Raw genomic sequence first — 12276 nt, 5'->3', positions numbered from 1 at the left:
AAAGCGGCTTCAATGCCTGAAGTGCCGTGTTCCCGTGAGCACCATGGCGATGCCGTGCTCGTCGGCGGCCTTGATCACCTCATCGTCGCGCATCGAGCCGCCGGGCTGCACCACGGCGGTGGCACCGGCCTCGATGCAGGCGAGCATGCCGTCGGCGAACGGGAAGAACGCGTCCGATGCCACCACCGAGCCCGTGGTGAGCGGCTCGGCGAGCTTCAGCTCAGCTGCGGCATCCTGCGCCTTCCGTGCAGCAATGCGGGCTGAATCCACCCGGCTCATCTGGCCCGCGCCGATGCCGACGGTGGCGAGATCCTTGGCGTAGATGATGGTGTTGGACTTGACGTGCTTGGCCACGCGGAACGCGAACTTGAGATCGCGCATCTCGGCATCGGTTGGCGCCCGCTTGGTCACGACCTTGAAGGTCATGTCGTCGACCACGGCGTTGTCGCGGCTCTGCACGAGGAGGCCGCCGGCCACCGTCTTGGCGGTCAGGCCCGGCGCGCGCGGATCAGGCAGGCTGCCGGCGAGCAACAGGCGGAGGTTCTTCTTGCCGCCGATGATGGCGATCGCCTCCTCGCTGGCGTCGGGCGCGATGATGACCTCGGTGAAGATCTTGGTGATCTCGCGGGCGGTGTCGGCATCGAGCGGACGGTTCATCGCAATGATGCCGCCGAACGCCGAGGTGGAATCGCAGGCCAGCGCCTTGCGATAAGCGTCGACGAGGCTGGAGCCTTCCGCGACGCCGCAGGGATTGGCGTGCTTGACGATGACGCAGGCCGCGGTGCGCCTGGCGTCGAACTCGCCGATGCATTCATAGGCCGCATCGGTGTCGTTGATGTTGTTGTAGGAGAGCTCCTTGCCCTGGAGCTGCCGTGCGGTGGAGACGCCCGGGCGCTTGTCGGGCGTCGCGTAGAACGCCGCGGTCTGATGCGGGTTCTCGCCGTAACGCAGCGACTGGATCAGCCGGCCGCCGAAGGCGCGGAAGTCGGGCGCGTCGATCTCGAGCTGGCGGTTGAACCAGTTCGAGATTGCAGCGTCATAGGCCGCGGTGCGCGCATAGGCCTTTGCCGCAAGCCGCCGGCGCAGCTTCAGCGTGGTCGCGCCCTTATTGGAGGCGAGCTCGTCGAGCACGGCTTGATAGTCCTGCGCCTCGACCACGACGGCGACGTCGTCATGGTTCTTGGCGGCGGCGCGGATCATCGCGGGTCCACCGATGTCGATGTTCTCGATGCAATCCTCGAAGCCGGCGCCCTTCTCGACGGTCGCCTCGAACGGATAGAGATTGACGACCAGGAGATCGATCGGCGCGATGCCATGCGTCTTCATCGCGTCGGCATGCTCCTTGTTGTCGCGGATCGCGAGCAGGCCGCCATGCACCTTCGGATGCAGCGTCTTGACGCGGCCGTCCATCATCTCGGGGAAGCCGGTCAGCTCGGACACGTCCTTCACCTTGAGGCCGGCGGCGGCGATGGCCTTGGCGGTGCCGCCGGTCGAGACCAGCTCGACATCGTGCGCGGCAAGCGCCTTTGCGAATTCGATCAGGCCGGTCTTGTCGGAGACGGAAAGGAGGGCGCGGGTGACGCGGCGGGGATGGTCAGTCATGAGCAAGATCCTCTGTCTTAAGGAGTGTCTATGCCCAGGCGCGCGGCGGATATGTCCCGCGCTTCCCGATGGTGCTCCATCCAAGGTCGCCAGTCGCGCGAGCGCGTGTTCGTTAGCAGCTTTCGCCCGTTTTCACAACGAGGACATACGCCGATTTCAAGCGTTTACAGCGGAAGTTCCGGCTCGCGGCGAGCGTTGCGGCGGGCATTGGTGACGGCCGGCGAGGCGGTGGAGCGGACAAAGCTCCAGCGGATCGAGGGCGCCTGCCGCGCGTCCTGACGGATCACGATCTGGGCGGTGCGGCGCGGGCCGTCATTGCCGGCCAGGAACACGCTGTCCTCGAGGTCGACCTTGTCGTCGAGCGCCTCGAAGGTCCAGACGTCGCGGTTCGGCAGCACCAGCATCACGCCGCGGGCATCCGAGAGCCGACTCGCCTTCACCGCCGGATGCAGATGGAAGCGCAGCGCGAAATCGGCATCCGCGCCCTTGAAGCGTCGGCCCTGCGGCGGCGAGAGCGTGTCCTCGCCGTCGACGCGTGCGCCGTCATTGGCGACCATCAGCACGCGACGGTGGATTGCCCCGAACTTGGCGAGGTAGCCGTCATGCGATGTCGTGAGCAGCGTGCCGTTCTGCACGATCTCGCGATAGCTTTCGACCTCGACGGGACCGCTGGTGATGGGCGCGCCGTGCAGGAGCCGCTTCATCGCCGACATCTCGACGAACTGGCATGACGAGGTCTCGTGATAGGTCAGCGTCGAATGCGCCGCCGTGCTGCGTGCGAACGGTCGCCAATTGTCGCGGCCCGTGGTCGGCATGCCGCAATTGGTGACGATGCGGCTGATGCCCGAGGACAGTTCGAACGACAGGCAGCCGGCGTGGGCGTCGTGGCTGACGCCGGCCGGCGGCGGCGGGCCGGTGTCGATGATCACAGTGGTCTGGCCGGCATCGAGGCGCTGGAAGCCGGTATGCGGCATGTTCGCCATCGGCACGCCGTGGGTGTCGTCATAGGCGAGCAGCGTGGCGAGCAGGTCCGAAGAGGTCGCGCTCATGCCGTTGAACAGGGCGAAATTGCCGTCGCCGTGCCGGAAGAAGCGCAGCATCGGCATCATGCGATCGATCGCGTTGAGCAGCGCCGGCGGCGGCGCGATGTTGCGCGCCGCAAAGGTCTGCCGCAGTGGCAGCAGGTCGATCAGGAGTTCGATCAGCGCGCCCGGGTTGCGTGAGATGTGTCCACCATCGGGCAGGATCTGCCGCTGCAATTCGTCCGACAGCTTCTTCGAGGCGCTGCGGATGTGACGCGCCTGGTTGGCGAGACACAGGGCCGCGTAGCACAGCGCGATCAGCACCTGGAGCTTCGGCACCCCGTCCGGAATGTCGACCATGGCGTAGCGCAGGAAGCGGATCTCGCGGGCCAAGGCGCGCAGATAACGGCGATAGAACTTGTTGTCGGTCTCGCCCAGCACCAGCGGCGCCTGCGACAGCAGCGAGATCACGCGCCTGGCCAGCACGTCTGCGCGGCGCGCGACGGGGCGGCGCTTGTTGGCGGGGTTGGCGATCCAGTCCTCGATGAGCGCGCGCGCATTCGCTCGCGTCAACGCGGTGTCGGCGGCGCGCAAATGACGCAACCAGCCGAAGCCGAGCAGCGCAACTTCCCAATCCTCCGACGGCGGCTCGAGATCGAAGATCGAGCGGCCGTGGCAATTGACGATCTTGCCGGCGAAGACGAACCGGCCGGCATAGATTTCGGCGGCGCGGGTCGCGTCCGCGGTGCGCAGGTCGTGCGGTGCGATGATCAGCCGGTCGGTGCGGCCGGGCCAGACCCGCGACAGCGCAACGGAACCGCCGCTCGCGCGCGCGAGCATGTTCCGCGCGAAGCGGTTCATGACCAGCGTCGAGATATGTCTGCGTTGAGCGACCGACACGCCTTGCCTTGAAGGGGGAGAGGACGACGAATCCTTATTAATCCCAAAATCGGACGGCTGACACCACCTTGAACGGCGCGAATCAGCGTCGTGGTGGCAAAAACCAGTGCAAAATCAGGATTTAACGAGCCGGGCCGCGAAAAATCCGTCGAGGCCGCCGAGCTTGGGATCGGCGTTCGGCAGATGGCAGGGCAAGGTGCGAAGGTCGCCGTCCCGGTTAAGGATTTCGTCGAGGCCTGCGACCTCCGACGCGTCGATCGGAACACGGCGAAGCGCAGGCTCGGCGGCGAGCAGCGCCGCCACGGCCTGTTCGCCTTCCTCGGGTTCCAGCGAACAGGTGCAATAGACCAGCGTCCCGCCGGGCTTGAGCAGCGACACCGATTTTCGCAGCAGCCGCTGCTGCAGCGCCGCCAGGGCGGCGATGTCGGATTCCTGCCGCAGCCATGCCACGTCGGGATGACGGCGGATCGTGCCGGTCGAGGTACAGGGCGCGTCGATCAGAATACCGTCGAAGGCCTCGGCCGGGCCGGCCCATTCCACGGCGTCAGCAACGACAGTCTCCGCCTGGAGCGACAGTCGCGCCAGGTTTTCGCGCAACCGCGCCACTCGCGCGGGCGAGCGGTCGATGGCCGTGACACGCGCGCCGGCATGCGCCAGCTGCGCGGTCTTGCCACCGGGGGCGGCGCAGATATCGGCAATGGACTTGCCCTTGACGTCGCCGAACAGCCGGGCGGGCAAGGCGGCAGCGGCGTCCTGCACCCACCATTGTCCTTCGGCGAAGCCGGGCAGCATGGTCACCGAACCGTGCAGCAGCATCCGCACCGTTCCCGTCGGCAGTGTCTCGCCATGCAGGCGGCTCGCCCATTGCGCGGGATCGGACTTCACCGTCAGATCGAGCGAGGGCTCGTGGCCGAGCGCCAGCGCCATGTCGCGTGCGGTCGCCTCGCCATAATGCGCGCTCCAGCGTGCAAACAGCCATGGCGGCAGATCCAGCGATTGTGTCGCGACCTCCTCGATCAGCCCCTTGCCCTCGCGCGCGCAGCGACGCAGCACGGCGTTGACGAGGCCGGCATAGCGCGCGGCGCGGCGGTCGGATTGCACGAGGCGAACGGAGAGGTCGACCGCGGCGTGATCCGGCACGTCCATCCAGAGGATCTGCGCCGCGCCGATCAGGAGCGCGCAATGCGCGCGGGGCGCATCGGAGGGAATGCCCTTGTCGAGCAGGCGGGACAGCACATGGCCCAGCGTGCCGAGCCGGCGCAGCACCGTGGCGACGAGGCGGCGCATCAGCGCGCGGTCGCGGTCGGCCAGCGTCTTCAGTCCGGGATGGGCGCCGCTGCCGTCGAGCTGGTCGTCGAGCGTGCGGTGCTTGTGCAGCACGCCATCGACGATGTCGGCGGCAATCCGCCGTGCCGCAAGACCGGGCACTTCGGATGGAGGGACGAAACGTTGAGATGGCATGCGGAAGCAAGGTTCTGAGCGAGCGGCAGTTCCGCCGCAATGGCGCATGCCTCGAGAGACTCGATCTCTGGCACGCGAATATGCCAAATGTAAGAATGGACCCTCGCGATTGCAGCCCGCGATGACCATTTCAGCAATGCGTTATTGGACCTCGCACTTCCCGTGATCCTGCGTTAGGAACCCGACGAGATGAGTGACCGCCCCTCCCGTCCCGATCGCAAGCCGCTGTCGCCGGCCGCCCAGCGGGCGTTGGCCGAAGCCGAGGCGCGCCGGCAGGCTGCGGCGGCCGCGCGTGATGAAGCTGCGCCGAAGGAGTTGCAGGGGCCAAAGGGTCCGGAGCCAACCCGCTACGGCGATTGGGAGCGCAACGGCATCGCTTCGGACTTTTGAGACGCCGCTTTACGCGCGCTCTTCATGAGCCATCTTGCCGGTTCAGCCGACTCAGCCCTAGCGTGCGCGGATGTCGCGCTTCGATCCCAGCCGTCACTACCGGACTTCATACAGCGGCTCGCCGTTCGGCCGTCGCTTCTCCGGACTGTTACCGTGGATGTTCGTGGTCGGCGTTGTGACGGCCGTCGTGCTGGGCTTCCGCCAGGGAACGATCTGGCCCATTTCGCGTGTGGATGACGAACGGTCGCGCGATGCCGAAATCATCCTGCAGCAGTCCGGCGCGGCGGGTGCTCGTCAACCGGTCGAGGTCATTCGCACCGTCGACGGCGACACGTTTCTGGCGCGCGTGCACCAGCACAACGGCGGCGATCTCGTCGCACGTGTCCGGCTGCGCGGCATCGATGCGCCCGAACTGAAGGCGTCCTGCCAGGAGGAGCTGGACAAGGCCGAAGCTGCTGCCCGCGCGTTGCGCGATCTGCTCAGTCAGGGCGGCGTGACGATCACCAATCTCGGCCCCGACAAATACGGCCGCGTTCTCGCCGACGTCGCCACCCGGAAGACCGCGAGCGTTGCGGCGGCAATGCTCGCCGGCGGCTTTGTGCGCAGTTACAATGGCGGCCATCGCGACGGCTGGTGCGCGCGGGGTTGGCGCTTGTGGTAACAAGAAAGCCGCGTCGCAACACGCAGCTTTCATCTCGACTGATTCAGATTCAGGCGATCAGCGCGTCACGACCACCGTCGTGCCGACGGAGACGCGGCCGTAGAGATCGGTGATGTCGTCGTTGAGCATGCGGATGCAGCCATAGGAGACGAAGCCGCCGATCGAGCCCGGCACGTTGGTGCCGTGGATGGCGTATTCGCCGCCGGCCAGCGTCATCGCCGCGACGCCCATCGGGTTGCGTGGCGAGCCGCCGGGAATGACGTCGGGGATATCAGGCTTGTCGCGCTTCACCTCGGCGGGCGGCGCCCAGGCCGGGTTGAGATACTTGCCCTCGATCTTCGTCGTGCCGGCCCATTGCTTGCCGGCCTTGCCGACGCCGACCGGATAGCGCACGGCGTGGCCGTTATCGAGGATGAGATAGAGCCGCCGCTCGCTTGTTTTGACCACGATGGTGCCCGGCGAATAGTCGGCGAGGTGCGTGCCAACCAGCTCCGGCCGCGCCTGTGCCGCGGTCGACATCAAGACCCCAATCCCGATGGTGGCGGCCAACGCCACCGCAATCCTCATCGACATCGATGCTTCCCCTTGCCCCAAATGGATTGTCCAAAAATTCCACAGAACCCGGCAATCGTCGCCGCGCCAGGCCCTCGTTGGCGCTTATTCTTAACCGCGCCTGTTAACCGGATGGTTTCCGCGCGCGGCCGTAGAGGGCCAGCCAGCAGCGGGAACAAAGGAAATGTTCGAAACAAAGTAAATGACTTGAAAACAACACTTTCCAGGAAAGATGCCGGTCGCGCGGGTGCGCGCGCTGACAAGAGCGTGAGGATGTGAACGGCTGTTGTTCTGGAAGGGCAGCGCAAGCTGCCTGTTGCTCTCGTGTCCTGGACGTGCAGCAGCGCCTTAGCGCTGTTGCAAGAGCTCGGACCCAGGGGACCACACGTTCCGCCGCTGCATGGGCCCCGGCTCAGCAGCGCACCACTTACGTGCTGCGCTGCGTCCGGGGCGCAGGATCTTACGCCGACTTCCGGTTCTGCCGGTTCTTGACGAGGTCGTCGACGACAGCGGGATCGGCCAGGGTCGAGGTGTCGCCCAGGCTGCCCGGCTCGTCCTCGGCGATCTTGCGCAGGATGCGGCGCATGATCTTGCCGGAGCGGGTTTTGGGCAGGCCCGGCGCGAACTGGATCTGGTCGGGCGAAGCGATCGGGCCGATCTCCTTGCGCACCCAAGTGACGAGCTCCTTGCGCAGATCCTCGGTCGGCTGGACGCCGGCCATCAGGGTGACATAGGCGTAGATGCCCTGGCCCTTGATGTCGTGCGGGAAGCCGACCACCGCCGCTTCCGAAACCTTCTCGTGCGCGACCAGTGCGCTCTCGACTTCCGCGGTGCCCATGCGATGGCCGGAGACGTTGATGACGTCGTCGACGCGGCCGGTGATCCAGTAATAGCCGTCGGCGTCACGCCGGCAGCCGTCGCCGGTGAAGTACTTGCCCTTGTAGGTCGAGAAATAGGTCTGCTCGAAGCGGGCGTGATCGCCATAGACCGTGCGCATCTGGCCGGGCCAGGACCGCGTCAGGCAGAGATTGCCGGTGGTCTCGCCTTCCAGCACCTTGCCATCGGCATCGACGATCTCGGGCACCACGCCGAAGAACGGCTGCGTCGCCGAGCCCGGCTTGAGCTTGGTCGCGCCCGGCAGTGGCGTGATCAGGATGCCGCCGGTCTCGGTCTGCCACCAGGTATCGACGATCGGGCAGCGATCATCGCCGACGACGCGGTGATACCACTCCCAGGCTTCCGGATTGATGGGCTCGCCGACGGAGCCGAGCAGACGCAGGCTCGCCCGCGAGGTCTTCTTCACCGGCTCGTCGCCGGACTGCATCAGCGCGCGGATCGCGGTCGGCGCGGTGTAGAAAATGTTGACCTTGTGCTTGTCGATGACGTTCCAGAAGCGGGAATTGTCCGGGTAATTCGGCACGCCTTCGAACATCAGCGTGGTCGCCCCGTTCGCCAGCGGCCCGTAGAGGATGTAGCTGTGGCCGGTGACCCAGCCGACGTCGGCGGTGCACCAGTAGATGTCGCCGTCGTGATAGTCGAAGACGTACTGATGCGTCATCGAGGCGAACACGAGATAGCCGCCCGTGGTGTGCAGCACGCCCTTGGGCTGGCCGGTCGAGCCCGAGGTGTAGAGGATGAACAACGGGTCCTCGGCATGCATGTGCTCGACCGGGCATTCCGTCGTCACCATTGCCGCCGCCTCGTGGTACCAGAGGTCGCGCGTCGGGTTCATGTCGACCTTGCCGCCGGTGCGCTTGACCACCACGACCCAGTCGACCCCGTCGGCCTTGGCGAGCGCCGCGTCGACATTGGCCTTTAGCGGCACCTTCTTGCCGCCGCGCAGGCCTTCGTCCGCGGTGATGATCACCTTGGATTGGCAGTCGTTGATGCGCTGGGCGAGGCTGTCCGGCGAGAAGCCCGCGAACACGACCGAGTGGATCGCGCCGATGCGTGCGCAGGCGAGCATCGCATAGGCAGCTTCGGGAATCATCGGCAGGTAGATGGTGACGCGGTCGCCCTTCTTGACGTTGCGGGTGCGCAGGATGTTGGCCATCCGGCAGACCTCGTCGTGCAGCTCCTGATAGGTGATGTGCTTTGACTGCGAGGGATCGTCGCCTTCCCAGATGATCGCGGTCTGGCTGGCGCGCTTGGCGAGATGCCGGTCGATGCAGTTGTGGGCGACGTTGAGGACGCCATCCTCGAACCATTTGATCGAGACGTTGCCGGGCGCGAACGAGACGTTCTCGATTTTCGTCGGCGCGTGCATCCAGTCGATGCGCTTGGCCTGCTCTGCCCAGAAGCCGTTCGGGTCCGAGATCGAGCGGGCGTACATCTCCTTGTACTTGGCCTGGTCGACCCAGGCGCGCTTCGCCCACTCCGCGGGGACGTCGTAGATCTTCTCGGACATGCTTCCCTCCACATGCGGCAGGCCGAACGCCAGCGACCGGCGAGCCGACTTGATCATTGACTGATTATGCGTCGGGCTAACCGGACCCGACAAGGAGCACAAGCTGGACCTTCGGCGGGCCACCGGCCATGCGGAGGATCAAGGCGACCTGCCTGGACTGTCGCAGATCTGAAACAGGCGCCGCGAGCGGCCTTTGGGCCTTCACCCGGATGTGCGGACCAGGCCGGTGCAGAGCTCTCATGCACCCCATGGAGGTATTTAGAGACCTCCTCTCAGTGATTCGGGACTCGCAATACGGTTCGGAACACCCTAAATGGCCAACCCGGGTCCAAAGAGACCCCTCGGAACAAAAATCAGAACAACGGCATTGATCGATAACACGCAGGGCTAAGGCGTAACACTATGATGGATCAGCAGAATCCCGGGACGATGCGGCCCGCTTCAGCCGATCCTGCGGCCATTGCCCTGGCCAAAGCCCTCGGACAATGGCCCAAACCGGCCCCTTTTCGGCGCCCCAGCCCGAAAAAGACCTTCGATACCGCGCCGGCGACGGTCGAGGCACTCGCCAGGGAGCACGGCTTGCGGCTCGGCGACCAGAACGAGCTGACCATCCGGCGGGTCAAGCGCGGCAAGGGCTACTCCTTCGTCCGTCCCAACGGCGCGCATATCCGTGATGCCCGCACCATCCGCCGACTGCACGCGATGGCGGTGCCGCCGGCCTATCGCGAGGTGCGTTACTCCGCCGATCCCAACTCGCACCTCCAGGCGGTGGGCCGCGATGCCGCGGGCCGGCTGCAATATCGCTATCACGCCGATTGGGAGAAGGTCCGCGAGCACCGCAAGGCGCATCGCCTGGAGAAGCTCGTCGGCGCGCTGCCAAAGATCCGGCGCAAGGTCTCTGCCTTCCTGTCGGGCGACGAGCCGACGCGTGAGTTCGCGCTCTCGGCCGTGATCGAGCTGATCGCGCGTACCGCGATCCGCCCCGGCAATGAGTCCTATGCCCGCCTCAACGGTACCCGCGGCGCCACCACGCTGCTGAAGTCCAACGTCATGCTCGAAGACGACTGCTTCGTGCTGACCTTCAAGGCAAAGGGCGGCAAGGCGGTGCGTAAGGAGTGCGACGCCGCCAAGCTGGTGCGCGCCATCCGCATTTTGCAGGGCGTCCCCGGCAAGCGCATGTTCCAGTATCGCGATGCCTACGGCATCGTGCGCGCGGTCAGCACCACCCAGGTGAATGCGTTTCTGCGCGAGATCGCCGGCATCAAGATCTCGCTGAAGGATTTTCGCACGCTGATGGCGTCCGCCGTCGTCGTGGAATCGCTGTCGCGGATCACGCCGGCGACGAGCCAGCGCGGCCGCAAGAAGCAGGTGCTGGACGCAATCCGCGCCGCTGCGGACAAGCTCTCCAACACGCCGGCGATCTGCCGCAAGAGCTACGTCCACGATACCATCGTCACCGCGTTCGAGGAGGGCATCCTCGAGCGCTTCGCCGCGACCATGAAGGGCCAGCGCTCCCAGGCGAGGCGCGAGCAGCTGCTGGCGCAGGTGGTGGCGACCGTGGCGGTGTAAACCTGCCGCCGCTACGTCTTGCTGGAAACGCCCCTGTCCGGACCGGGATCGCCGCCTGCGGCTGCGGTGGAGAGCCGTTCCAGATAATGCGCCCACCCCGTTGCGTGCGCGGCAGCCTGTTCCGCGGTCGGCAGGCCGCTATGGGTCATGCACAGCAGCGTGCCGCCGTCGCGCTCGATCAGGTCGATCTCGATCAGGCTCGAGCCCGGCGGCACTTCCTGGCCACCCTCCCAGCCGAACGTGTAGGCCAGACGATGCACCGGCACGACCTCGCGGAACGCGCCGCGGGCGGCCCCGCCGCGCGGGCCAACGCCTTTGAGCAGATAAAGACCGCCGGGATACGGCTCCGTGGTTGCGTCGGCGCCCATCCAGCTCAAGATCTTCTCGGGGTCGGTGAGATAGGCAAAGACGGTGGCACGCGGGGCCGCGATCTGGGTTTCGCGTCGCACTATGAACGGCTCGGCCATTGGCGCTCATCCCCTGGGCTGGCCTTGGGACATGGCGGCGCCAAAGCGGCCCGTCAAGGATTCCCCGTGACAAAGATAGCTCTGCTTCATCATCATCGGGCCATGCACCTCTCCTCGACCCTCGCCTGGCTCGTCGACGCCGCCTCGGAATGCCCCGGGGCCGACCGCCTGGTCGCGGAACTCGGCACGCATCTGGTCGCCGACGGCGTGCCGCTTGCAGCCGGCGCCCTCACGCTGGAGGTAGCGCATCCGCTGATCGCGAAGCGCACGTGGTTGTGGCGCGCCGACAGCGGTCAGGTGATCGAAGCGCTCGGCTTCGCACCCGGCGGGCTGGCGCCAGACCCGCCCAACGATTCCGGCCGCCGCTGGCTGCGCGACATCGCGCCCGGCGAGGTGCACGAAGACATCGTCGGCCGGTCCGATGGGGCGCAACTTGGCTGGATTGGGCCGCGTCCGTTCACGGCAGACGAGATCGAGCAATTGCGCCAGGCCGCGCGCTTTGCGGCGACGCCCCTTGCCGTGATCGCCGCGCGCGCGACGTTGCGTGCGACGTTAGATGCTTATCTCGGCAAGCGTAGCGCGGAGCGGGTGATGGCGGCACCTCTGCGCCGCGATCTCGGCGAGACCATTCAGGCCGCACTGCTCTACGCGGACCTGCGCAACTTCACCATCTTGTCGGAGACCAGCCCGCCTGCCGATGTCATCGCGGCGCTCGACGCCTGGTTCGATCGCATCGCCGGCGCGGTTCACGCCTTTGGCGGCGAGGTGCTGAAATTCATCGGCGACGGCGTCCTCGCGATCTTTCCGGTGATTGAGGCTTCACCGCGCCGCGCCTGTGAGGCTGCTCTGCGCGCGGCAAGCGCAGCCGAAACCGGGATGGCGTATCTCAACAAGGAGCGCCGCGCCCACGGCTTTCCGCCGCTGTCGTTTGGTATTGCGCTCCATCTCGGTGAGATGCTCTGGGGCAATATCGGTGCCGCCAACCGGCTCGATTTCACCGCGATCGGGTCCCGCCGTCAATCTCGCCAGTCGACTCGAGGGATTGTGCAAGCCGCTTGGCAGGACGGTGCTGGTCTCGGGCGCACTCGCTGCCGAGACAGAGATGCCTCTGGTCGCGCTCGGATCACATTCGCTGCGCGGCATTGCCGCGCCATGTGAGGTGCTTGCGTTGCCCGAACTGCAAGTTCCGATATCGAAGCCTGCATGAGCGCAGCGATATGCGGGGGTGCGCCAGTCCCGGACGTC

General features: G+C 66.3%; 9 protein-coding genes, 1 pseudogene and 1 riboswitch. Of the genes and pseudogenes, 4 read left to right on the top strand and 6 right to left on the bottom strand.

The window, feature by feature from the left end:
• Positions 1–9: 9 nt before the first annotated feature.
• The 3 genes from purH to ABIF91_RS15010 all read right to left on the bottom strand — a co-directional run bounded on the left by purH (position 10) and on the right by ABIF91_RS15010 (position 4985).
• Entirely contained in the window at positions 10–1602 is a 1593-nt protein-coding gene (purH, locus tag ABIF91_RS15020; protein ID WP_424579223.1) for a bifunctional phosphoribosylaminoimidazolecarboxamide formyltransferase/IMP cyclohydrolase, read from the bottom strand.
• A gap of 25 nt (positions 1603–1627) precedes the next feature.
• A riboswitch (ZMP/ZTP riboswitch) is annotated at positions 1628–1709 on the bottom strand.
• Positions 1710–1766: 57 nt separating this feature from the next.
• On the bottom strand, positions 1767–3485 hold the full coding sequence (locus tag ABIF91_RS15015) for a heparinase II/III family protein (RefSeq protein ID WP_028177020.1): 1719 nt from the start codon (positions 3483–3485) through the stop codon (positions 1767–1769).
• A gap of 153 nt (positions 3486–3638) precedes the next feature.
• Positions 3639–4985, bottom strand: coding sequence for an RsmB/NOP family class I SAM-dependent RNA methyltransferase (locus ABIF91_RS15010; protein ID WP_028177021.1), 1347 nt, complete (start codon positions 4983–4985; stop codon positions 3639–3641).
• Between the two features lie 189 nt (positions 4986–5174).
• Here ABIF91_RS15010 and ABIF91_RS15005 point away from each other — a divergent pair, with 189 nt between their 5' ends.
• Together ABIF91_RS15005 and ABIF91_RS15000 are read left to right on the top strand one after the other, a co-directional pair.
• The gene (locus ABIF91_RS15005) at positions 5175–5375 is read left to right on the top strand and encodes a DUF1674 domain-containing protein (RefSeq protein WP_028177022.1); all 201 of its coding nucleotides are present in this window, start codon (positions 5175–5177) and stop codon (positions 5373–5375) included.
• A 70-nt stretch (positions 5376–5445) separates the two neighbouring features.
• Complete coding sequence (locus ABIF91_RS15000) at positions 5446–6036, top strand: thermonuclease family protein (protein WP_028177023.1); 591 nt, start codon at positions 5446–5448, stop codon at positions 6034–6036.
• 57 nt (positions 6037–6093) lie between these two features.
• Here the strand turns inward: ABIF91_RS15000 and ABIF91_RS14995 are convergent, their stop codons facing one another.
• Positions 6094–6609, bottom strand: a complete 516-nt coding sequence (locus ABIF91_RS14995) for a L,D-transpeptidase (RefSeq protein WP_028177024.1) — start codon at positions 6607–6609, stop codon at positions 6094–6096.
• Between the two features lie 439 nt (positions 6610–7048).
• Complete coding sequence (gene acs / locus ABIF91_RS14990) at positions 7049–8995, bottom strand: acetate--CoA ligase (RefSeq protein ID WP_028177025.1); 1947 nt, start codon at positions 8993–8995, stop codon at positions 7049–7051.
• A 402-nt stretch (positions 8996–9397) separates the two neighbouring features.
• Between acs and ABIF91_RS14985 the strand changes: the two genes are divergently transcribed.
• Entirely contained in the window at positions 9398–10564 is a 1167-nt protein-coding gene (locus tag ABIF91_RS14985) for a DNA topoisomerase IB (RefSeq protein ID WP_028177026.1), read from the top strand.
• 11 nt (positions 10565–10575) lie between these two features.
• Here ABIF91_RS14985 and ABIF91_RS14980 read toward each other — a convergent pair whose 3' ends face one another.
• Entirely contained in the window at positions 10576–11031 is a 456-nt protein-coding gene (locus ABIF91_RS14980) for an SRPBCC family protein (protein WP_028177027.1), read from the bottom strand.
• A 102-nt stretch (positions 11032–11133) separates the two neighbouring features.
• On the opposite strand from ABIF91_RS14980, the pseudogene ABIF91_RS14975 reads away from it, so the two are divergent.
• Positions 11134–12238, top strand: a pseudogene (locus ABIF91_RS14975) (adenylate/guanylate cyclase domain-containing protein).
• The last annotated feature ends 38 nt before the right edge of the window (positions 12239–12276 follow it).

This window comes from Bradyrhizobium sp. USDA 241 (genome assembly GCF_049739505.1).
GTDB lineage: Bacteria > Pseudomonadota > Alphaproteobacteria > Rhizobiales > Xanthobacteraceae > Bradyrhizobium > Bradyrhizobium liaoningense.
This window is presented reverse-complemented; position numbering and strand designations above follow the sequence as displayed.